Genomic DNA, 22,652 nt, shown 5'->3' on the forward strand with positions numbered 1-22,652 from the left:
TCGGGTAGCTCGCACGCGAGCCATCACCCGACGACGAGAGGACCGTCCCATGGCCGTCAATCCGATCGAACTGCAGAAGCACCTGGCCGGCGCCGACTACCCGGCGTCGCCGAAAGACCTGGCCGATCTCGCGAAGAGCAACGGCGCGGACGACGACGTGGTCGACGCACTGTCGTCCATGCCCGACGACAGCTACGACGGACCCGACGCCGTCAGCGCCGCCATCACCAAGAAGTAGGTCAGGAGTCGAAGCGCCGGGGCGGCACCGGACTCGTCGGCAGGTAGATCAGCTCCGATGATCCGATGTCCGCCGGCGCGACGTTCTGCGCGGCGATGATCGCGGCGGCGTGCTCGCTGTCCGTGGTGCCGTGCGCCCGCGCCAGGCGGGACAGCCGAGTGCGTGCCGCCGACGTGGAGTCGTCGAAGAATTCGGCCAACACACCGGTCGCACCCGAGATGGTGGCCGCGCCGCTGAGCACTGCCTTCACGGCGGCCGACGCGTCGACGCGTCGTATCTCCGACGCTCCGGTGGTGAGGGCCAACGCCGTCAGGTCGGCGAGCATCTGCCCCAGCTCGTCCGGACGCTGGGTCCCCCACGGCTCGGCGGTGTAGACGGCCAGGGCGCCGAGTCCGACGCCCAGGGCGACGACCGGATACGCCCGCACGGCGCCGACGCCGCTCTCCTCGGCGAGTGCGCGGTACTGCTCCCACCGGCTGCTTCCCGCCGCCGAGGCGTCGCCGATCATGGCCACGGCCGTTTCCCGGGCACTGGTGCGGACGGGGCCGGACGTGAAGAGCCGCTCGTCGGCGGCCGCACTGCCGACACTGGCGGTGGCCACGGCATGCAGGGCATCGCCGTCCAGCAGGGAGATGACAGCGATGTGTGCGTCGAACCCGGCGAGTGCGGTGCCCGCGATGCGCTCGAGGAGGGCGGGCAGGTCGAAGCGAGTGACCAGCGTGGCGGTGATGTCGGCGAGGGCGAGCCGAGTGGGCGTCGTGTTCACCGGGGACCTCCGTTGTCTCGTTCGTCTCTCATGCTGATCCGACGGGCCACGACGTCAGCGGCGACCTCGGTGACGCTGCGCCCTCGCGCGAAGGCGTGCGCGCGCAGACGGTCCATCGCCACATCGGTGGTCACGGCCAGTTGCACCGCGATCATGCCCGCCGCCACGTAGACGTCGGCGCGGCTGTACGGGCCGGCGCCCTCGATGGCGGCGACGTCCTCCGATGCCAGAGCATCCTCCGGGGTGGCCGCCGCGTCGTCGGTGTCGTCCGGGTTCACGTAGTGCCCGAGCACCGTACGCGCGATCGCGACGGCGCACATGCGGGCCGCGTCGTGCTCGACGTCGGTCAGGTCCACGGGCGTCGAGCGGTAGAGCTCCAGGACGCCGAACGACGACGCGCCACCCAGCAGCGGGTAGGCGTACATCCCGCGAGCGCCCAGCGTGGCCGCGCCCTGTCCGAAGATGGGCCAGCGGGCCGCGGAATCGGGCGAGCGGATGTCGCCCACCCGTACCGGTTCTGCGGAGCGATGCGCGTCGATGCACGGGCCTTCGCCGACGGTGAACTGCAGTTCGTCGAGCTGCTGCGAGAGGGCGTCGGTGGCGAAGACGAGTTCGCGCACGTCGTGCGAGGTGCCGAGAAGCGCGACCGCGGCCCCGTCGACACCCGTCAGCCGCACCGACGTCTCGGTGACGTGGCGGATACCGGTGAACGAGGATGCACCGTCACGTGAGGACGCACGACGATCGTCGTCAGGGGTGGGGTCGTCGGGCATGGAATCCACGAGCGAACCTCCTCCGGACGCCCGGTGCGCCTCGCACCCAGTGTCCCACGCGCTGTGTCCCGGACGCGGAATGCGCCTCCTACTTTCCGATCCCGCTGCGCAGCAGCTTCCACGGGACGGCGGCGGACTCGAGCTGCACCGCGAGGCTCATCTTGGAGGTGCCGTCGACGCGCTCCTCGAAGCGGATGGGCACCTCGGCGATGCGCAGACCGTGCTTGATGACGCGGTAGTTCATCTCCACCTGGAAGGCGTAGCCGTTGCTGCCGACGGACGCGACGTCGATGGTGCGCAGCGTCGATGCGCGCCAGGCCTTGAAGCCGGCCGTCGCGTCCTTGACCTTCAACCGCAGGATTGCGTTGACGTACAGGTTGGCCCACTTCGACAGCGCCTTGCGGTGCCACGGCCAGTCCTCGGCGACGGCGCCGCCCGGCACGTAGCGCGATCCGAGCACCACGGCGGCGTCCGACTCCTCGAGGCGCTGCACCATGCGTGGAATGGCCTCGCACGGGTGGGAGAGATCGGCGTCCATCTGCACGACGATGTCCGCCCCCTCCTCCAGCGCGCGAAGGATGCCGGCGACGTACGCGCGGCCCAGCCCGTCCTTGGTGGTGCGATGCAGAACACTCACCGGGATGGCGGCGGAGGTGGTGAGCCCGTCCGCCACGTCGCCCGTTCCGTCCGGCGATCCGTCGTCGACCACGAGGACGCCGAGGTTCTTCATCTGCAGGTCGGTGAGCATTCCGACCAGCTTGGGAAGGTTCTCGCGCTCGTTGTACGTGGGTACGACGACGGTGATGCGGGGGTCAGCGGAGGCTTCGGACACTGTGGAATGGTGATCGATCGGCCGGTAGATCGCAAGAACCGGACATCCGCGTCGTCACCATGTGGCGTCGACCGGGGAACCGAGGGACCTGTCCCCATACGTCCGACCCCGTCCACCGTCCCGTTTCGCGCTGTAGAGAAGGTGATCGGCGCGATCGAGGCAGTCGTGGATGTCCTCGTCGACACCCAGCATCGCCCAGCCGGCGGAGAACGTCTGTTCTTCCGGCATGACAGCGATCAGCCGGGTCAGGATCGCGGTGACGCCGTCGGGGCCGCCACCGGGGACCGCCATCGCGAACTCCTCGCCGCCCCAACGAGCCAGCACGACATCAGGACCGAGCATCCGTGTCGCGGCGTCGGCAAATCCGACCAGCTGCTGCACGCGCTCACGCCATCCTCGACGGTTCAGCAAGCCGGTGAGGCCGTCGGTCATCACAGCTTGCGCGAGGGCGTCTTCCTTGGTGCGACGGTCGGTGATGTCGTGGATCACCGCCATCGTCCAGACGGTTCCGTCGGCGGTGACGACACTGGTCGTCGACACCCATCCCCACCGGATCTCACCGTCGGGGCGCAGGTACCGCTTCTCCACCCGCAAGATTTCGCCTCGCCGGTCGGCGTCGGCCGTGAGCTGCTCCATGCCGACATGCTGGGCGATGTCGTCAGGATGAGTGAACCCGCGTGAGGACAGTCCCGCGATGTCGTCCCACGAGCGACCGACAAGACGGCAGTAGGCATCGTTGGCCAGCACCAGCAAGCCGTACTCGTCCGCCAGCGCCATGGGAACGGTGCTGGCGTCGAACATCGCCTGGTACGTGCCCTCGTCCACCTGCCGAGAACTCATGTCACGAGCGTACGCAGGTCAGAGCCGTCGTCAGGTCCTCATCGCCCGGACGGCCGCCAGAGCGGTCGCGCCGACGAAGCCCCAGATCGCGACCGGTGCGCCACCGGTGACCATCAGCATCAGCGTGGTGCAGAAAAGAAGGACCGACAGGGCCGCCCAGATCCGCGCGTCGACGCGAGACGACCTCACTTACGACCCTTGCCCTTGTGTCCGCGCGTGACCTGATCGGGGTCGGCCACCGCTCGACCCGTGACCACCCGGTCGTCACACGACGTCTCTCCGCCTCCGATCTCGCCCACCAGTCCGCCGATGGCGGCGCCGACCGCGACACCGAGAGGACCCCCGCCGGCGCCGAGCATTCCACCCACGCTCGCTCCGCCCATGGCGCCGGTGAGCATCCCGGAAGAGCACTCGTCGACGGCTGTCTCGAACGACTCGACGACATCCAGTAACGGATTCGACGTGGTCGATGCACTCGCAGTTCCCGCCCCCGCAACCGCTGTCGCGACCGCTACGAGCGTGGTGCCGACAATGCGCCTTGTGATCAAGATGTCCCCCGACGTCGTGGGGAACCGACCGTCGGTCCCCCTGCGACATCAAGCAGAACAGCGGGGTGGGCGGGAGTCCATGACGCGGGCGCACGAACTGTGTTGCCGTACATGCACGCACGGCAACCTGCACTTAAGATGACAGCGTGCAACGGTGGAAAGCGGGAAGTGTCGCCGTCGTACTCTTCGCTGCTTCGTGCACCCCGGCGATATCGCCCGATCCCGCCCCGCCACCGGTGCCGGTGTTCGACGCCGACCTACCAGCCGTGACCGCCGCTTTCTTGGACGCTGATTCCGCAACGGTGCCCTCACCCGCCGACGCGATGACCTCGATCACCGATGCCGGGTTCGAGGCCGTGCGCGTCACGGTCCGATGGTCATCGGTCGAACCGGTCCGAGGTGAATTCGATTGGGAGCGCGTCGACGCCACGATTCACGCCGCTCGCGAGCGCGGCCTTGCCGTACTCGGTGTCGTCACGTGGGCTCCGTCGTGGGCAGTGCCGCCCGACTATCGGGCCACGGCCCATCCCGCTCCGTCGGATCCCGCAGTGTTCGCGCAGTTCGCTTCGCTTGCAGCGGAACGGTTTCGGGGTTCCGTACAAGCATGGGAGGTGTGGAACGAACCCAATATTTCTGCAGCTTTCGGCCCGAACGTGGATCCGGAGAGATACTGCCGCATCCTCACGGCCACACACGACGCCATCGAACGCGCCGATCCGGATGCGACCGTCGTCGCCGGAGGATTGTCTCCGGCGGTCGACTCGACGTCGACCCTCGCGCCCGCCACCTTCGTTCGCGCGTTGTATCTCTGTGCAGCAGGGTCTTTCGACGCGGTTGCGATGCACCCTTACAGCACGCCGAAACTGTTGAGTGACACCACCGCGTCGGGATCCGCTGCCGATATCGCTGCCGTACGAGCGGTCATGGTGGAGAACGGTGATGACGATGCACGTATCTGGTTCACCGAGTTCGGCGCACCGACCGCAGCGTCGTCACCTGGTGTGTCCGACGCTCGACAGGCCGAGATCATCGGTGACGGGGTCGCGTACCTTCGATCCCTCGACTTCGCCGGCCCCACCTTCGTCTTCGATTTCCAAGATCTGGACAGTGGCCAGGCGAACCCCGAATACAACTACGGCATCCTGCGTTCGGACGGCGATCCGAAGCCGAGCGCGTCCCTGCCTACCCGGTGACCGACGACGGTGTGGAGATGTCCACCGGCCTTGCCGCGACGAGGGTTGCTCCGGGTGGGACATCACGAGTGACCACCACATTGGGCCCGATCCACGCACCGTCACCGATGGTGATGCCACCGGCAACGACCGCCCCGGTCGCCACCGTCACATCGTCTCCGATCGTGGGCCGCCCATTGCTGGAGTGCCCGATCGTCACGTTCTGGTTCACCCAGAAGTTCCGACCGATGGAGACTGCGTCGACGATCGTCGATCCTCCGTGGTGCACGAACAGTCCAGGACCGATCGGCCCCGGAACGAGGACGAGTCCGGTCTTACCGGGGTACAGACGTCGAAGTAACCGCCTGACGATGAACGGGGCGGCCGCCAACCTCAGATGGACCACCGACCGGAACTCGGGGAGAGCGCCGACGAGGTACGCGAAACGATCCCGAGCGGTCAACCCGAGCAGGGAGGGTACGGCCACGCTGACGATCGCACGATCGACATCCGATGCCACCACGTCCCCGGGCGCATACGCGTCGACCGCAGCCCAGAGAGCAGCCGAGTAGATCCGGGCGGCGACGAGGAGCGCGCGCTTGTCCTCCGTGTAGACCATGTCGCTACCGCCTTTCCGACTGTGTCGTCCGCATTCCGAGTAGGCCGTCCGCCCACTCACCGATACGAGATACTCCGACCGAGCGCGACAGAGCGCTCTCTGCGAACCCTTTGCCCGACAGACCCATTCGAGCACTACCCGGTATGTCGCTCGCCATGTCGATCACGGCGGCGAGCAACGATTCGGGATTCCCCGGGTCGATCCTTCTCCCGGCGCCGGACAACTCGATCTGCGCACTGGTGACCGAGTCTGCAGATGTAGCAGCCAGGACGGGTGTGCCGCTGGCGAAGTAGGTCGTCAGTTTGCTCGGCACCGCCATGTCCGTGAGGGTCGGCAGTTCGTTGACCAGGAGAACGTCGGCCGCCGCCAGCGACGCGCGGAATTGGTCGTCGGGAAGCGGCCGAAGAAATGTCATCGTGTCCACGCCGTCCCCGCTCCGTTCCAGCGCCTCTCGTTGATTCCCGTCGCCGACCAGGTAGAAGTGCACATTCCGTCCGCGGTCCCGCGCCACGCGCGCAGCATCCACGACGGTGTGCAGACCTTGCTTGACGCCCATGTTGCCGGCGTGCACTGCGATCACGGCGTCCTGCGACCATCCGAGCATGCGTCGTGCCTCGACGCGCGACGGCCGGTCGACGTGGCGTTGGTGGTTCCAGTTGGGTACGACGGACACGCGCTCTCTGTGCACGCCGAGACTGTCGACGACGTGCTCGGCGAAACGTTCGTGAATCACCGCCACACCGTCCGCGGCACGGAACACAGCGCCCTCCACAGCCGAGATCGCCGCCGCCGCCGTCGTCCCGCCCGAGCCGGTCTGCACGATCCCACGCCCGTAGAGGTCCTGCACCCAGACACCTATCCGCGGGCGCGCGCTCCGGGTACGCAGATACGCGACCACGCAGGCCGATGTCAGCAGTGCTGGTGTCACGCAGATGACCAGATCTGCGCCCGACAGGTCGGCATCCGACGCTCCACGGACGTCGTTCATCACCAGTCGGCGTCCCACGGACAGTTCCAGCCGACTGCGCCCGGTGAGCGACGGGCGCGCCGGAACGTGATGTCTGACGCGGGTCACCTGGACGCCGTTGATCACTTCGCGAATACGGGGGCTGCCGTATCTCGGGTCCGCTGCCCACCGCGGGTAGTGCGGAAAACCGGTACACACGCGGACGTCGTGGCCGGAGGACGTCAGGTGCTCTGCTGCGTCGGCGGTGTACGGCGCGATACCCGTCACCTCCGGCCGGTAATTGACTCCGACGAGTGCGATGCGCACGGTCACCCCCGGCGTTCTCTGATGTCGAACCGGCCGCGCCGCCGCTCCCACAAGTCGTCTGTGGACGCCATGCGGCGAGCGGGATTCCCCGCGACGACGGTGTCCGGTTCGACGTCGCACGTCACGACCGAACCCGCCCCGACGATGGCTCCGGCCCCGATGGTCACTCCGGGAAGCACTACCGTGCCGAGCCCGACGAAAGCCTGCTCACCGATGACGATGGGTGACGCACTGAACAACTCCTGATTCTCGGGGAGCATGCCACGGCGCTCCGACACCCGATCGAGCGAGAAGTCGTGCGTCAGCAGGACGACGTTCTCCGACAGCACACATCGGTTGCCCAGGCGAATAGCTCCCGGCCCGAACATGTCGAAACGCACGCTCGGCGATATCCACAGCGGACGCCCGTCGTGTTCGACTCCGGCCCGATCCATCAATCGCACAACGAGTTTCATGTACGCGGACTGGTGGAACTTCGCGAGTCCGCGAAACAAGGGGAGAACTGTCAGCGGGAAAGCCATCACACCACCTCCGGGCGTCGTGCGAGCAGAGCCGGGGCTCGGCCGAGCCCCGGCAGTAGTTGACATACGCACACCGACACTGCGGTGACGATCACGACGGCCGGCGCACCACCACTCGGCGCGATCAGGATCGCTGCGGCCGAGGTCGTGAGCGCCATCGCTACAAGGCACCACGCTTGCCATCGCGCCTCACTGGCCTGGATGAGCAGGACACCGGTGGGGAGATGTGCGACCTGGACGACCAGGAGGACGGCGAATGCTGTTGCCAGGCTTACAGACACCTCGATCTCGGAACCCGACAGGACACGGGCGGCGAACGGTGCGAGCGCAACGAACGGGACGGACGCCAGCACTGCGGACACGGCGAACAACGCGACGCACTTCTTCCACAGTGCAACGAGTTCGGGTACCGACGTGCGGGAGGCGAAGATGGGCCACAAGGCGGCTCCCGCGGTGGAGAAGACGGCCCAGACCACACCGTAGAGCTGGGCAGCGAGTGCATACGCGGACAACTCCATCGGTGTCGACAGATGAGCGAGGACCACTCGCTGTGACTGCAGTCCGAAGGGAACGCCGACGCTGATGACGAAGAGCCAGAACGACCCCTGCAGAAGCGTCCGTGTGCTCGGCCGCCGTGTCGACCGATCCTCGGCGCCGATACCCAGGATGGACCGACGTCCCAACAGACGGAAGACCCAGACCGTGCCTGCCACATTCACCAGGAACGCACCGAGCAGTGGTGGCACGACAAACCAGATGCCTCGTACCCCGGCAGCGTAAGCCGACGCGACGAGGAGCAGTCCGGTCACGGACATACACATCGTCACTACCACCGAGTGGTGATTCCGTCCGGAACCGATCAGCAATCTCAGGTTCAGTGCGGCGGGAACGGTCCACGCCCACACGATGACGGCGACCGTGATCGCCCACCGATCCTGGGGCCCTGTACGGATACCGAGGAGCGAACCCCACGCGTCGAGGGCAGCGATGACGCACGCCAGGAGGGTCAGTCCGACTGCGATGAGAGCGAGCACCGAGTACGCCCGGCGGACGACGGCATGAGCATGTGCGTCGTCAGGCAGGTTCGTGCTCTTCGACACCGCAGTGGTGACCACCGCGCCGATGCCGAGGTCTGCGAAGGGCAGCAGCAGGCCCACTGTCGTGATCAGTGACACCAGTCCGTAGACCGCCTCACCTGTGGACCGAACGACGATCGCGGTCGACACGAGTCCACAGACCGCGATGACCGGTGTCCCGGCTATACGGAACCCCGTGCTGTACACCAGGGATCGGCGCTCGGATTCCAGCAGGCCTGCCGATCCGGTTCCGGATCGTGCACTGGTCATGTCAGATCTCCGACGCCGTGCGCGGCGGGGAGGAACGCGAGAGGCTCGCACGATTCGCCGTGATGGCCGATCGAGCCGCCAGCCCGACTCGCGCGCGCGCTTCCACGACCCGGGACACCAGTCGCGATGCACGGCGTCCCCCGATGGGATACCACTCGACGGTGTCCCACATACGACGTACGTCCGCGTAGTGCTCGCGCAGTCCACGCACCGTCCCCGCCCCGGTCGTATCGAAGTCGCAGAGGACGTCGTCGACCACCAGCGGTGGGGTGTGCAGCGACGCGGCGAGCATCAGGAGTTGATCGGCCGCGATTCCGAACTGTTCGTCGTACGAGCCGACAGAGGCGAGGACATCGCGCCCGAAGAAACTGGCCTGATGGGGAATCGGGCGCGTGCCCAGGGCGAATGCGGTTCGGTCGAACGAGGTCGTGCGCCACACGTCGTGTCCACTGTGGGGAGGTATCAACCGCGCCGATCCGAAGCCCCAGCAGGAGCGGGCTCGAGCGACCGACCCCAGGGCGGACGCGATCTCGGACAACACACCGGGATGCGAGAACGTGTCCGACGAGTGCAGGAACCAGACGACGTCTCCACTCGCGAGCGCCGATCCGATGTTCATGGCCGGGTAGCGACCACCGTCGGGCTCGGACCTCCACTGCCGAACGGCACTGTGCCGCAACATAGCCGCGACCCCCGCACCGCTTCCCCCGTCCACGACGATGTGCTCGACGTGGGGGTAGTCCTGCTCCGCGGTACTGGCGATGGTGCGACGAAGACCGTCCTCGTCCTGGTAACTGATCGTGACGACACTGAACGTGACAGCGTCGCCGGGAGGTCCGGTCACCCGACCCGCCTGCCCATCGGTGCGACGACGACGGCCAACTTCGCCATCGCGTACAGGTACGCCATGGGCCCTGGACGGCCGTGTGTCATCCCGTGTCCGATGGCCGAGACGACACCGCTGGCCGAATGTGCCGACGCCGCGGCTGTCACTGCGCTGGTCAGGAAGTAATCCCCTCGGGTCCGGGCCGAACTGGAGCCCAGATACGTGTCACCCCAGTCGATGTAGTCGGCTGTGCGGTCGTCGAAGGAGCGCGACACCGAGTCCGATGTCACGGTGTAGATGGTGTAGCACTCCGCGATCTGTCGAATCACCAGGTCGTCGAACTTCCCCTGGAGTGTCATCAACCACGTGGGTTCGTCGTGCACCGCGTCTCCGACCGAGTCCAGCGGCACCTCGAGCGCAACGTTTCGGGGGAAGCACAAAGTGGACGACTGCAGCATTCCGTCGCCGAAGAACAACGTGGAGCGGCGGAACAGATAGTCGGCCACCGGTTGCGCCGGTCCGATCACCGTTCTGGGCCACACCTTCTCGCGGCGACCGACGCCTCGAACTGCTGCACGGCACGCGACGATCCACCGATCCGAGCCGGTAGCGAGTCCCTCTGCAACTTGACGTTCCAACTTGTACGGATGCCACAGATCGTCGTCGTCCAACAGCGCGACGATGTCTCCCCGGGCCGCCCGAACCCCGACCTGCCGAGACGCGGAAGCGCCGATGCGTTCGGGAACGGTCACGAGGCGGATTGCCGGATGGTCCGGCAAGTCCAACGCGACACGGTCGTCGTCGGCGATGACGACGATGACCTCGTCGGGCGGGCAGGTCTGGTCGAGAGCGGACTCCACCGCGCGACGGACGGTAGGGCGACCGATGGTCGGAACTATCACGCTGACGGTCACTGTGACTCCTCGAGTAGTCGATGCCGGCCCGTGTAAGCGGGCTCCACCGGTGTGGGTGCATGCGGGCGCGCGGGCCGCCTAGGCGATGGTCGCGACGAGGAGTGGGGCGGGGCGGACACCCGAACTCGGCGGCGATGAATGGTGAGACGGACAGCGACGCAAGCGACGACGGCGCATACCGCGGCGAGGTTGTAACTCCACGGTGAGAACGCCAGGTCCCATGCCGCCTGGAAGCCGACCGTGATGACGAGAGGCATCCACCGTCCGGCCTCGAGTGGTCCAGACGCGAGAAGCATGGCGGCGAAGAGCAACCAGACCGGAAAGAGGACGGCCAGCACGCCGCCTTCGGCCCATGATCCGAGAATGATCGAGTGGAGCGACACGGAACCGTTGGGGAGTCGCCAGAGATATTCGATGGGGTAACTACGGGCGAATCCGAGTTCACTCGCGAAGCGACGCGCGGCGGCGAAGGTCGTGGAGTCGATCTGGTCGGCGTTGCCCCATCCCAGCAGTGGTCGCGCCGCGATGGCAGTCAGTGACAGCGGCGGCTCGGTCCGCCCCGCCAGAAGCGGTGAGACATGCGCAGTGGCCTGCAGCTCGACTTTCTCCTGGAGCTTCGAACCGAGAGTGCCGTTCGCACCCAGGGACGTGACGACCAGCGAGAATGCGATACCCGCCACTGCAAGTGCAGCGGCCGTTCGGACTTGCGACATCGGGCCTCGTCGACCGCGGCAGAGCACCACGACAGCGGCCAGAACGCAGATCAAGGCGTGGGAACGGTAGTTGAGCAGGACGCTCGCCCCGGCGAGACCGGTGAGGGCCAGGACGGACCACCACGGTCTCATCGTTTTCGATGCGATCACGTAGAGAACCAGAACTGTCATCGGAGGTGCAAGGCCGTACTTCCAGATGTCGGCCAGCGATCCACCGGTGGTGAGATCGGTACCGAGGACGACGTAGAAGCCGACGGTTCCCAGACTGATACCGGCCAGAAGCGCCAGGATCTCGTCCAGGGACGACGCCAACACCGATATGCCCACGATGTACAACGCCACTGCGGGAAATACCAACATCGTCTGGTTGGTGGGACTGGTGCCATTGACTGCTGCGGACGTTGCATAGCCGACGCTACCCAAGCCGACAAGCACGATCGGAACGAAGGATCGCGGTGTCGGCCACCGCATCAGATACATACCGGAAATGGCGATGCACACCACGGAGAAACCCGTCGCACTGATATTGACCAGCGGCCACACGGCGGTACTACCCAGCATGATCAACACGCCACGGGAGCGAGCAGCGACTCGGAGCGTCGCCGGCCCCGAGACGGGCAAGGGCACGTCACTCACTCGGCCGACACGTGTCCGGCTGGCCGATTGCGCTGTGCCGGTGGTTATCGTCTCGACGCCGGACAGTTCGACGACGGGCATCGGGGTGGCAGTCGCGGTGTCCGTTGCGGTCATTTCGTGCACCCCCCGTTGTCCGATCCTCCTGGGCGGACACAGCCGACCTGCCGAGAAACATACCTCCGCAAAGGGTCTGGGGTGCAGGTGAATCAGAAAGGCGTCTTCCATTAACAGGCAACGCAAACAATGGTATTGGGCTGTTTCCCGCGGGGTCGCCCGGCTTACCGAGTAAGAGCGTGAGCGACGCGATTCGACACCGATCGAATGTCCGATAAATCAGCGGTCGTGCGTCACCTCAGGACCTCCGCCCTGCAAACCGCCCGGTTTTGCTATCGGTGTGAATCACACCTGCAGCGGGGGTCCGACGACTTTCTTGGCGACTGCGGGAACCCCCGCGTACAGGGTGTTCGCCTCGCAGTCTCTGGTGACGACGCTGCCGGTCGCGATGACAGCCCCGTCCCCTATCGTCACTCCCGGAAGGACCGTGACATTGGAGCCGATCCAGACGCCACGACCGATGACGATCGGTTCGTTGCGGGCCGCTCCGAAGCGCGTGAGGCCTGTGCCGATGTCGTGGCCACAGGTGACCAGCATCGAGCGGTACCCCAATCCTGATCCGGCACCGATGGAAATGGGTGCACCGAGGTCGAGGAAGCACCCGTAATTGAGGATGCACCGAGGTCCCATCGTCAGACCGGACCAGCTCCCGAAGAAGCATCCCGGGTTGATGATGGCGCTGGAATGCACGTCGTGTCCGGTGACCCGAAGACCCTGCACGCGAGCGCGACGAGGAACCAGCGGACTCGCCAGGACTGTGTTCAGGTAGAAGTCTCGGGGCAGAGGAGCGACTTCGTCGGAGAAAACCGCTGAAATGGCGGAACGGGACGGTAGACCGGTCATGGCGACACTTCTCTCGAGTTCGATGGTCGGCAGTTCACGGCCGATCATGCAGCATGAGAGCGCGTTTCGAGGACCGACCGCACCGGCCGTCGGTACATCGACTCACTCGCGAATGGTGTCCATGTGCTCACGGAACCAGTCGACGGTCGCGCTGATGCCCTCTTCGAGACCCACCGTGGGTGACCAACCGCTCGCCGTCAGAGTCGAGACATCCAACAGCTTTCGGGGAGTTCCGTCCGGCTTCGTCGTATCCCACTCGATGTCGCCGGTGTAGCCGACGGCGTCCGCCACGATCGCGGCAATCTCTTCGATCGTGTGATCCACACCCGTGCCGACGTTCACCTGTTGAGGCCCGTCGAAGTGCTCGAGCAGGTGCAGGCACGCGGATGCCATGTCGTCCACGTGGAGGAATTCCCGACGGGGGCTACCGGTCCCCCAGTTGGTCACTGCGGCGGCATCATTGCGCCGCGCTTCGTCGTACCGTCGGATCATTGCCGGCAGCACGTGCGAGCCCTTCGGTGAGAAGTTGTCACCCGGTCCGTAGAGATTGGTGGGCATCGCCGAGATCCACGGGAGACCGTGCTGCCGCCTCACAGCTTGGATCTGCAGGATGCCGGCGATCTTGGCGATGGCGTACGCGTCGTTCGTCGGTTCCAGCAGCCCGGTCAGCAGAGAATCCTCGCGGATCGGCTGATCGGCGAACTTGGGGTAGATGCAGGACGACCCCAGGAAGAGCACCCTCTGCACCTTGTGCTCGAGCGCGGCGTCGAGAACGTTCACCTGGATCTGCAGGTTCTCGCTGAGGAAGTCGACCGGGTACGTGCTGTTCGCCATGATGCCGCCGACCTTGGCGGCAGCGAGGATCACCACGTCCGGCGTCGACTCGGCGAAGAAGTCGAACACCGCCTGACGGTTCTTCAGATCCAGCTCGGACGACGTCCGGCCGACGAGGTCGGTGAATCCCTGGTCCTCGAAGTGGCGCCAGAGTGACGATCCCACCAGCCCCCGATGACCGGCTATGTACACCGTCGAAGAACGATCGAGGGCGGTCGGCACGAAGTCGAGCGGCTCTTCAGGCATACGTCGTCACTTCCAGTCGGGGAGCGCAGGTGAGTCGATCCACGGCCGCCCCTCGTGCTCCAGAGCGGCAATGTCTGCGTCCACCATGATCTTGGCCAGTTCGGGCGTGTGCACCGAGGCTTTCCACCCCAGCTTACTTTCGGCCTTGCTCGCATCTCCCACGAGCGCGTCCACCTCGGTGGGCCGGAGGTAGCGCTCGTCGAACTTGACGTGCTTCTCCCAGTCCAAGCCGGCATGTTCGAACGCGGTGGTGAGGAAGTCGCGCACGCTGTAGTTGCCGCCGGTGGCGAGCACGAAGTCCTCCGGCTCGTCCGCCTGCAGCATCCGCCACATGCCCTCGACGTACTCGGGTGCGTAGCCCCAGTCGCGGATGGCATCGAGGTTGCCCATGTAGAGGTACTTCTCGGTTCCCGCCTTGATGCGGGCGACCGCACGCGTGATCTTCCGGGTGACGAACGTTTCGCCTCGACGAGGCGACTCGTGGTTGAACAGGATGCCGTTGACGGCGAACAAGCCGTACGCCTCGCGGTAGTTGCGCGTCACCCAGTAGGAGTAGACCTTCGCCGCTCCGTAGGGCGACCGCGGGTAGAACAGCGTGTCCTCGTTCTGCGGCGGCGGCGACGCACCGAACATCTCCGAGCTCGACGCTTGATAGAAGCGGCACTGCACGCCGGCCAGACGGACCGCTTCGAGGAGGCGGATGGAACCGATGCCCGTGGTGTCGCCCGTGTGCTCGGGCTCGTCGAAGCTCACCCGCACGTGGGACTGAGCGCCCAAGTTGTACACCTCGTCCGGGCGAATCTCCGACATCAAGGTCACCAGCCGGGCACCGTCGCTCAAATCACCGTAATGAAGGAACAATTTGGCGTCCGGATCGTGAGGATCCACATAAAGGTGGTTGATTCTCGAGGTATTGAAACTAGACGACCGCCGAATGAGCCCATGGACGACGTAACCCTTGCTCAGCAGCAGCTCCGCGAGGTAGGAACCGTCTTGGCCGGTGATTCCTGTAATAAGAGCAGTTTTCACAACGGTTCTCCTACTGATTCAAGCGGCATAAGACACATAATCTTAATCACGACAGCAACTCTACGGCGACTCGAGCGGCGAAAACCTGTTGCGCACCGCCGTTTCCGAGCGGCTAGCGTGCACCGCGCCTCGAGTAGCGACCCACAACAAGCCAGACTAATATCACGTCACACAGTAACGAGGTCATCGATAATCGAACGTGCAGGTCGATTGCGCGTCAGGGGGTTCGACAGTGTCCACAGCGAAAAGCAATACAGATACAGCCACAGCGCGAGTCTCCGTCGGCTCCGTTCCTTTCGAGGTGACCTCGCTCACAAAAGCCACCTCAACGGTGATGACCCTCGCACGTAACCAGGCTGCACAACCTATTCGCCTAGCTAACGCATACTGCGTCGCCGCAGCCAACAGTGACGACACGTACATGGATGTTCTTCGAGGTCCCGGTATGAACTTTCCCGACGGGTCCCCGGTGGTGTGGTTCATGCGACGGACCAAAGCAGGGGGACAACGTCCGGGACGAGTCCGGGGACCCTCACTCTTCGCTCAGTGCTTGGACGAAGGCCGAGAGCACGGCGTGAAGCACTTCTTCGTCGGGACGACAACTTCCACTCTCGAGCTGCTGCAGTCTGAGGCGCAACGCAGGTATCCCGGAATAGAGATTACTGGCACCCACGCTCCCAAGTTCGCACCGGTCAGTAACGAGATGATCCGAGAGATCGCCGACGAAGTGAACGCTCGGGAGTCTGACATCGTGTGGATTGCGATGGGAACGCCCAAGCAGGACTTCGTAGCGGCAGCCCTCGCTCCCCTCGTCCACAAGCCCTGCATCGGAGTAGGCGCGGCATTCGACTTCATCGCCGGGACAAGCAAGGAAGCACCGATCTGGGTTCAAAAGAGCAACTTCGAGTGGCTCTACCGATTCGCTTCGGAGCCCAAGCGACTTTGGCGAAGGTACCTGTTCGGCAACCTTCGATTCCTCAAATCCGCAATTTGGACTACTCGGAATCACAGAGACGCACCGTAGCAGTCCACAACGCCTCCGGCAGAAACAGCTGGCCTCCGTTTTGCTAGCGGCCAGACATTCAGAATTCGTTCCGCACCAAGAGCACCGTCGACGGCTTCTCAGAAGTTCGACTTCATAGCCTCAAAAAGTTCACCGAATCCGCCAACAACGACCTCCCACGTCGTAATATCGCGCCTCTTACTGAACTCGGACGAGCCCTTACTGCCATTTGAGACTCCGGGACGGAGTTGGTCACAGCCTCAATCGCGTTAGTCATCGAGTTGTGGGCCAGTTGCGAAAGCTCGGCGGCACGACCGGATCCAGCCGCGCTACTCCTTGCGGACAACGCGCTTGCTACAGCGGCATCGGCATCGGCGATCGGCACACCAACAGGCATAACTTCGCCCCACGTTTCCGCGTACCGTACTAATTTTTCCAACTCCAGACCCACACGTGGCACATCGAACGCCGATGAAATTATCAACCCATGAAGTGACGTGCCCACCCATAAACCGCACCCGGCAATAGACTCTGCTTTTTGTTGCGCAGAACCGACTTCGGGCATCGAGATCCTGCGGCCCGGCGACATCTTTTCGAAAAGACGCTTCACTTCCAAATATAATGCATCGCTGTCGTGCCCTCGCGCTGACCCAGCGCTGAAAAATTGCAGATCGAAGTTTTTCAACTCTTTTGAACCGCTAAGAACAGATGCAACAGTTTCGACCCCCAATTGCTCCAAAACTTTCGCCTTCATCTGAATCAGCGCCCTATTGCGACGAACGTCTGGACGGAATGTCGGACTTGTCAGAAGCGTATGGATGAAGTCAGGGGCTAGAACATGCGAGATCTGATTCTTCGCGAGGAGATCACTCGACTGTCGGTCGCGCACCGAAACGTAGCTACATTCCCTTACTGCCTGCCACGCTTCGAAGCGCCTCGTACCGACTAAACCGCTCAGACCGCTCAACCCCACAGAGTTCAACGCCGCCGCAGCCTCGTGCGTCGAGGAGTCGCGCGACATGCGCGGCAGGTAAGGCGAGCAGAAAACACTTAACTCAGTGCTCGAACGGACTATCTTTAATTTGCGCAGACGGCCGGCTTTCAGAAACTCACGATACAACTCGTCGGTACAGGACATGGTGTAGGCGGAGGTCGCACTCGTACCGCCGACCTCTCCGCCAACCACGATCACGCCGCGAGCAGGACATTCTCTCAAAGCGTCAGTGTATGGAACCAACGCGTAGGTGGATGCGTCGAAACAGTCGTTATCGAAGGGAACTGTGGCCAGCGAATTATGGTCTACGAGGTACTGCTGCGCCCGTTCTAGAAATAGCAGATCACCAAAATTGTCTCGCTCGTACGCGCCGACAAGAAGTAGGCGATCGTTCATGGCTTGATCCTCAATATTCGAAGTGTTCGGCGCCGGCTGTGTTCTGCTCACTCCTTGCGAGCGGGTAACACACTGCGTTCGTAAACGGAGATCAGTGCTGTCGATACTGACTCCGCAGAGAACCTGGATCTCCAACTGTCCATTGCTGCCACGGAATACTTTTCGAGCTCAGGCTCGGGAGTCGCCGCGAGAGCGGATACCGCACCTGCCCATCGCCGGAAGCCACCTGACCCGACGACAGCCGCATACTCCATGGTGGACACCACCTCCGGGAGGCCACCCCTGTCGCTCACGAGTGGAAGACTCCCAACTGACATCGCTTCAGCTGCCACACGACCGAATGGTTCGTCCCATTGGGAGGGTACCAGCGTGAAGCGGCTGTCTGCCATGACACCAAGCGCCACTGCATTATCTACGAGGCCCAGATCAACAAGATTTCTTGTTGATTTCGCTGCCGCTTCCACATCCGGCCGCAGTTCTCCAGTGCCAGCTATCGCAAATTTCAAATCGCTATTCTGCTTAGCGACTTCGAGGAAAAGAGATACCCCCTTCTCGTGTGTCAGCCTACCGACATAGCAAGCGTCGAATTGCCTCTCGCACATGGATGTATACGGTACTGAGGCATCGTTTACCACGGCGTTATGTACAATCTGCACAGGGACGCTCGGATGCAAATTGCTCTCAATACGACGGTGTGCAGCATCGCTAATGCATATGTAAAAAGATGGCGGATGACGCCGTTCCGCAAGGTTGTCCCAGAGGCTGTACGCAGTTGCACCGATCGACTGCGCCCTACTGTCGCGGTAGCAACTGTGAACGATACCTGGAAGACGACCGCACACCGACTGGCATTCCAAACATTCCACGCCGTTCCTTGTGTAGGTGCCCGCGATACAACCTTTGCGGTAATTCCGAATCGTTCGGACCCACGGGGTGTTCGAATGCCGCAACGCGTCGATTCCACTCGCACCAATCCGGGGGAAGAGATTCTGTGCATGTACCACATCGGGCTTGAAATTATCGATAGCATCGGCTATCGAGGACCGCATTACACGATTCGGAAATGTCTCGCGCACTTTTTGGGTTGTCGGCGCGCCGACTAGTTGTTCATTCGTCACTGTCATCAATTCTACGTTCACGCCATGTGCTACCAAGGCCGTGACCTCCGCCGAAACCGAGTTCCGTTCTCCGCCGTGTTCAAGGTAATCATTGAACAGCATAAGAACCTTCATACGTTTTCTACCTCGAGTCCGTAAGCAAGACGAAGCACCGACCGCAGATTGTCCATAGTGTGTGTTTCCTCGACAACGCGGCTCGTCTCGGAACACGACTGCAGAGCTTCAGCGAAACGCTTTTCGAGAGTCGACACAGGCTGTGGTTGTACGACCACAGCGCACGACCCAGCAAGCGTTGATACTCCCCCATAGGGGAGGCACACGACCGGCGTCCCGAACGCCGCCGCCTCAGCTGCCGCCCACGGTGCCGAGTCATGGAGACTTGGAAGCGCTAGCGCGGTTGCCTTGGCCATGAGGGCCAGAGTCTCAGTGCGCGACAGTGCGCCCAAGAATTCGACCCGGCCATTTCCAGCAGCCATTGACCTGTATCGATCCAAGTCTGTATCGGGGCCAGCAACCACCAGCCTCCAGGGTGGTGGCAGCCGATCGAAGGCTGAGAGGAGCAGCGGCAACCCCTTCCAGTCCACTCCTCTCGCAGCCCACAAGATGGTTCTGTCGAGCCGCGATTCAGGCTTGACGAGTGCACTGTAATCCATGACAAAATTCGGGACAGTCAGAACGTACTTGAAACCAGATGAGTTAAAAGATTGCTTCGCGTCCTCGTTTAAAGCGAGCGCACAATCCGTGCTGGCCGAGAGTCTTCTATGAACATACTTCCTGAACAGCTTGGTGAGTTTTTCTCGCTTCGCACCATTGGACTTGGCCGAACCAGCAACGATTTCGCTGACATCGACTGGGGCGTACGTCGAACCTCCGGCGGGACCCCACACCCAGCGTTCGTTAGAGCGCTTGCGTATAAAACAGAGAGGATTGACAAACCAATCGGACGCGTAGGTTGCATGATGTACCACGTTGAATCTCGTGATTCTACGCAGATGAGATGCCCGGAAGGCTGCCATCAGAATCCAGGCTACATAACGAAAGTATATTGGCAATTTTGGCGGCAGAACAGGCAACGCAATAACGGTAACATTGTGTCGGACGAACCGAGGGACGACTCTATCAACTTCCCGTCGAGTGATCACGACGACCTCGTCGACAAATTCAGCAATTGCATCGACGATTGTCGCACCCGCTCCTGGCTCACTTCCCTTAGACCAGTCGCAGGCGTACGCAAACACGAGCACTCGTGTCATGACTCACCCCCCATGATTCGCACAAATTGCGCTACAGTTGCGAAGATTCTCGTGCTGGAATTATTGATGTGCTGTTGCTTTCTCTATTGATCGTCGACACGCCTTTTCGAAATCATTGCCCACCGATTCTACTGAGAACAGGGCTAGACCCCTCGATCGCATAGCAGCACCGTTCTCAGAACGGACCGAAGGATCACACAGAGCAGTGATTTTTGAAGCAATCGAATGAGCATCGCCAGCAACGGAAATGATTCCTGAAGCCCCCACAGCCCAATCCAGAGGAGCTACATTGCTGACGACTACCGCTCGACCACACAGCATCGCGTCCACCAGCTTGGCGGGAAGCTGACCGGTAGAGAATCCGACAGGCAGCGACGGGATCACTACAATGTCGGACTCCTGAACAATTTTCAATCCATCGTCGAGCGTACTGCTGCCGATCCAGGATTCCCAGGGCTGCGCGTCGGGCGGTGCTTCGGCGGTCACTACCAACCGGACCTTGTTTCCCTGACACAGCGCCACCGCCTGCCTCAGCTCATTAATTCCTTTGTGTGCTCGGGCGGTACCAACAAAAGCAACTGTCGGAGTCGTGCTTGTGTGATCGGCGCCAACGCCTGGATCAACACGGGAATGGGCAACAATTTGGCCTCCGTACTGGTCTTTCAACACCGGGTTGCTGACCGTCACCGTGCCGCGACGTTGTATGGCATCTGCGGACCGAACTCGTAGCCAGAATCGAAAGTGCCGGGCCCTCCACGCGATTCCACGGAAATACGGGCGCATCGCCAACCGCGCCTCGAGGTCGGGATCATCTATGTCGATAACAAGCGGAAAGCGACGCACCTGAAACGCATCTAGCGCGACACCGAGCGACTGAGGCAATGGCTTCACAGCGACGACTACGTCGAAATTTCGCGACAACTCAGCGAGATGCACTCGACGTTGTTGCCTCTTCACGTAAGAATAGGAGATACAAGCCTCGGCGAAGTCAGTCCCTGCAAGTGGCTCCCAAACTTTATCCCCATTGTAAGAGACCACAGAAGCCTGCCAACCCGCTGCAATAGTGTTGAGCCAAAGAGAGTACGTGCGTCCCGTAGAATTGTCGGACAATATAGGAGTGACAAAAAGAACCTTCATCGCGGCGCTCACGCTGTTTTTCCGTACTGCCATCTGTCCCGATGCATTGTCGAGCGGTCTGATAGTCCCAGAGCGAGGGCAAACGCCATCGTTATGTACCCGAACGGCGACTCCATGATCACGCCTCCTAAACCTACAGCAAGAATAGCTACTGATAGGCCTCGTCCTATAGCGACGTTTCTCGGGACATTGAGGCCGCCGCGGAAGATTGCAACAATGCTGAGTATCAAAGCTACGAGCACCAGAGAAACACCCACTGCGCCCAAAAATGCGTACCACGTTACGGCGTAGTTGTGAGCGGCTCGTACTTGCTCGTTGCCCGACAGGTAACGGATCGCACCACTGTCCCGAATTGGTTGCGATCCAAAGCCAGAACCTAATAGGGCGAATCCCCCATCCGGCCCACCCGTGTACCGATATATCAATTCCCAGGCGTCGAGACGTGCCTGCCAGGTGTTTTGCCCTGTTTGGTAGGTCGCACTATCGCTTGGAAGTAATTTCGTCAGCCCGACCGCCCACGCCGGTGGCCTAGACGCGAACAGCACAACAACGAGCAGTGCGACCGCTGCGATTACGAACAGTGCCGCGAAGCGCACAGGTCCCTTTGAGCGGTCGTGGAACGGTTTACTACAAGCGGACGCGATCAATACGACCAGCAGCGCCCCTATTAGCCCCGCACGGCTACCGCTGGACAGAATCGCTGCCAGATTAGCTGCCACCAATAACATTTTGCTGGCGCCCGTCCAACGTCGCTCGTAACTGATCACCGCAATAGAAAGGCCACAGATGAGAAGGTCGAAGTCACCGCGCGTCGTGAATGCCTCGATACCGCCGATGAGAGGAAGCGGAACTGTGGGCAACAGACCCAAGATTGCAGGCACGACCCAGAGTGTGTGGAGAACGCAGGCGAGTCTGAGGTACGAGAACACCCGATCTCGACCCAGCAAATTAACCGCAGCTGCAAATATTGGAGTCATGCTCAGGTACACAAACGGAACGGCGTCGCGGATTGTGGTGATTGAGAAGTTGCTAACCGTGGCAACTCCAGCCAATACTGCGGGCACGTACATGAGCGACGCGTATCGAACCATCCGACCAGCGGCGTCTTGAACCCCTGCAGTGTGGTATGTGCCATACGCGAAGAACGCAACGCCGGCAAAAACAGCCAGGTCAGCCCAGTAAACAGGTAGACCTGGGATTTTCAGATAACTGCCCCATCTGCCGAAAGCGACCGCGATCATCGCCCCTAACACGAGGAGCTTTGCCCCACGCAAGGCAAGACGGTGATCTCGCTCTGTGTCCGTGACTCCGCGTCGTGCGTCGGTTCTCACGGAGAGGCTCACACTGTCCATGCCTTATCTCCCTCGTACGACTGCAGCGATGCCTCCGACGGCCTGGCCAACAACCATGCACGGACATGAACCACTCCGACCACTCTGCTGCGCGGCTCAGGTTACGTGCTCGGAACCGCGTCGGCGACTCGAGGCTGGCAGTCAGCGCTGGGACAGCGACCACTGCAATGCATAACGTTGAAAACCCTCTGTCTCCGTGAGCTTCGCTGAACTTCGAAGTGCACCCACACGTTGGGCTGCGGCATAATGCGCGGGTGAAGAGTCTACGAACTGGGTTCAGTCGAGAGGGTGGTCCACGACCGGCATCACATCGCCT

The 22,652-nt window shown here is 62.6% G+C and carries 23 protein-coding genes and 1 pseudogene; 3 read left to right on the top strand and 21 right to left on the bottom strand.

Annotated features, from left to right (window positions below; genetic code table 11):
• Positions 1 to 49 precede the first annotated feature (49 nt).
• Positions 50 to 238: a DUF2795 domain-containing protein gene (locus tag J4E04_RS19520; RefSeq protein ID WP_056443925.1), complete on the top strand. Its 189-nt coding sequence runs from the start codon at positions 50 to 52 to the stop codon at positions 236 to 238.
• Position 239: 1 nt separating this feature from the next.
• Here J4E04_RS19520 and J4E04_RS19525 read toward each other — a convergent pair whose 3' ends face one another.
• From J4E04_RS19525 to J4E04_RS19550, 6 genes are all read right to left on the bottom strand, one after another.
• Positions 240 to 1,004 (bottom strand): GAF domain-containing protein, encoded by a 765-nt coding sequence (locus tag J4E04_RS19525; protein ID WP_490149407.1) that lies wholly within the window; start codon positions 1,002 to 1,004, stop codon positions 240 to 242.
• Positions 1,001 to 1,777 carry a GAF and ANTAR domain-containing protein gene (locus tag J4E04_RS19530; protein WP_307097612.1) on the bottom strand — a complete coding sequence of 259 codons (777 nt, stop codon included), beginning with the start codon at positions 1,775 to 1,777 and terminating at the stop codon, positions 1,001 to 1,003. The genes J4E04_RS19525 and J4E04_RS19530 overlap by 4 nt, the downstream gene beginning before the upstream one ends.
• 88 nt (positions 1,778 to 1,865) lie before the next feature.
• Entirely contained in the window at positions 1,866 to 2,609 is a 744-nt protein-coding gene (locus J4E04_RS19535) for a polyprenol monophosphomannose synthase (RefSeq protein WP_204869894.1), read from the bottom strand.
• A 54-nt stretch (positions 2,610 to 2,663) separates the two neighbouring features.
• Positions 2,664 to 3,449 carry a sensor domain-containing diguanylate cyclase gene (locus J4E04_RS19540; protein WP_490149408.1) on the bottom strand — a complete coding sequence of 262 codons (786 nt, stop codon included), beginning with the start codon at positions 3,447 to 3,449 and terminating at the stop codon, positions 2,664 to 2,666.
• A 30-nt stretch (positions 3,450 to 3,479) separates the two neighbouring features.
• Positions 3,480 to 3,638, bottom strand: a complete 159-nt coding sequence (locus J4E04_RS19545) for a hypothetical protein (protein ID WP_490149409.1) — start codon at positions 3,636 to 3,638, stop codon at positions 3,480 to 3,482.
• Positions 3,635 to 3,847, bottom strand: coding sequence for a hypothetical protein (locus J4E04_RS19550; protein WP_490149410.1), 213 nt, complete (start codon positions 3,845 to 3,847; stop codon positions 3,635 to 3,637). The genes J4E04_RS19545 and J4E04_RS19550 overlap by 4 nt, the downstream gene beginning before the upstream one ends.
• A 416-nt stretch (positions 3,848 to 4,263) precedes the next feature.
• On the opposite strand from J4E04_RS19550, the gene J4E04_RS19555 reads away from it, so the two are divergent.
• A complete protein-coding gene (locus J4E04_RS19555; protein ID WP_490149411.1) occupies positions 4,264 to 5,190 on the top strand; it encodes a cellulase family glycosylhydrolase in 927 nt (308 codons plus the stop codon).
• On the opposite strand, the gene J4E04_RS19560 is transcribed toward J4E04_RS19555, so the two are convergent.
• The 10 genes and pseudogenes from J4E04_RS19560 to gmd all read right to left on the bottom strand — a co-directional run bounded on the left by J4E04_RS19560 (position 5,180) and on the right by gmd (position 15,083).
• Positions 5,180 to 5,788, bottom strand: coding sequence for a serine O-acetyltransferase (locus J4E04_RS19560; protein WP_490149412.1), 609 nt, complete (start codon positions 5,786 to 5,788; stop codon positions 5,180 to 5,182). The genes J4E04_RS19555 and J4E04_RS19560 overlap by 11 nt on opposite strands.
• Before the next feature lie 4 nt (positions 5,789 to 5,792).
• Entirely contained in the window at positions 5,793 to 7,061 is a 1,269-nt protein-coding gene (locus J4E04_RS19565; protein WP_490149413.1) for a glycosyltransferase family 4 protein, read from the bottom strand.
• Positions 7,062 to 7,063: 2 nt separating this feature from the next.
• Entirely contained in the window at positions 7,064 to 7,441 is a 378-nt protein-coding gene (locus J4E04_RS19570; protein WP_307096247.1) for an acyltransferase, read from the bottom strand.
• A 140-nt stretch (positions 7,442 to 7,581) separates the two neighbouring features.
• Positions 7,582 to 8,928, bottom strand: a complete 1,347-nt coding sequence (locus J4E04_RS19575) for a lipopolysaccharide biosynthesis protein (RefSeq protein ID WP_490149414.1) — start codon at positions 8,926 to 8,928, stop codon at positions 7,582 to 7,584.
• 1 nt (position 8,929) lies between these two features.
• On the bottom strand, positions 8,930 to 9,772 hold the full coding sequence (locus tag J4E04_RS19580) for a glycosyltransferase (RefSeq protein WP_490149415.1): 843 nt from the start codon (positions 9,770 to 9,772) through the stop codon (positions 8,930 to 8,932).
• Positions 9,769 to 10,668, bottom strand: a complete 900-nt coding sequence (locus J4E04_RS19585) for a glycosyltransferase family 2 protein (protein WP_490149416.1) — start codon at positions 10,666 to 10,668, stop codon at positions 9,769 to 9,771. Before J4E04_RS19585 ends, J4E04_RS19580 begins: the two co-directional genes overlap by 4 nt.
• Positions 10,665 to 12,131, bottom strand: coding sequence for a hypothetical protein (locus tag J4E04_RS19590; protein ID WP_490149417.1), 1,467 nt, complete (start codon positions 12,129 to 12,131; stop codon positions 10,665 to 10,667). Before J4E04_RS19590 ends, J4E04_RS19585 begins: the two co-directional genes overlap by 4 nt.
• Before the next feature lie 362 nt (positions 12,132 to 12,493).
• A pseudogene (locus tag J4E04_RS19595) lies at positions 12,494 to 12,593 on the bottom strand (DapH/DapD/GlmU-related protein); the annotation flags it as partial.
• A 483-nt stretch (positions 12,594 to 13,076) separates the two neighbouring features.
• Entirely contained in the window at positions 13,077 to 14,054 is a 978-nt protein-coding gene (locus tag J4E04_RS19600; protein ID WP_490149418.1) for a GDP-L-fucose synthase family protein, read from the bottom strand.
• A gap of 6 nt (positions 14,055 to 14,060) precedes the next feature.
• A complete protein-coding gene (gene gmd / locus J4E04_RS19605) occupies positions 14,061 to 15,083 on the bottom strand; it encodes a GDP-mannose 4,6-dehydratase (protein ID WP_222633076.1) in 1,023 nt (340 codons plus the stop codon).
• A 232-nt stretch (positions 15,084 to 15,315) separates the two neighbouring features.
• Between gmd and J4E04_RS19610 the strand changes: the two genes are divergently transcribed.
• Positions 15,316 to 16,107, top strand: a complete 792-nt coding sequence (locus J4E04_RS19610) for a WecB/TagA/CpsF family glycosyltransferase (RefSeq protein WP_490149419.1) — start codon at positions 15,316 to 15,318, stop codon at positions 16,105 to 16,107.
• Positions 16,108 to 16,219: 112 nt separating this feature from the next.
• Here the strand turns inward: J4E04_RS19610 and J4E04_RS19615 are convergent, their stop codons facing one another.
• Genes J4E04_RS19615 through J4E04_RS19635 form a run of 5 tightly spaced genes read right to left on the bottom strand, consistent with a single transcriptional unit; the run spans position 16,220 to position 22,336 of the window.
• Positions 16,220 to 17,476: a polysaccharide pyruvyl transferase family protein gene (locus J4E04_RS19615; RefSeq protein WP_490149420.1), complete on the bottom strand. Its 1,257-nt coding sequence runs from the start codon at positions 17,474 to 17,476 to the stop codon at positions 16,220 to 16,222.
• A gap of 47 nt (positions 17,477 to 17,523) precedes the next feature.
• Positions 17,524 to 18,708 carry a glycosyltransferase gene (locus tag J4E04_RS19620; RefSeq protein ID WP_490149421.1) on the bottom strand — a complete coding sequence of 395 codons (1,185 nt, stop codon included), beginning with the start codon at positions 18,706 to 18,708 and terminating at the stop codon, positions 17,524 to 17,526.
• Positions 18,705 to 19,847: a glycosyltransferase gene (locus J4E04_RS19625; RefSeq protein WP_490149422.1), complete on the bottom strand. Its 1,143-nt coding sequence runs from the start codon at positions 19,845 to 19,847 to the stop codon at positions 18,705 to 18,707. Before J4E04_RS19625 ends, J4E04_RS19620 begins: the two co-directional genes overlap by 4 nt.
• Positions 19,848 to 19,907: 60 nt before the next feature.
• Positions 19,908 to 20,996, bottom strand: a complete 1,089-nt coding sequence (locus tag J4E04_RS19630; protein WP_490149423.1) for a glycosyltransferase family 4 protein — start codon at positions 20,994 to 20,996, stop codon at positions 19,908 to 19,910.
• Positions 20,993 to 22,336: a hypothetical protein gene (locus J4E04_RS19635; protein WP_490149424.1), complete on the bottom strand. Its 1,344-nt coding sequence runs from the start codon at positions 22,334 to 22,336 to the stop codon at positions 20,993 to 20,995. Before J4E04_RS19635 ends, J4E04_RS19630 begins: the two co-directional genes overlap by 4 nt.
• Positions 22,337 to 22,652 lie beyond the last annotated feature (316 nt).

It is taken from the genome of Rhodococcus sp. NFXS4, assembly GCF_058139645.1.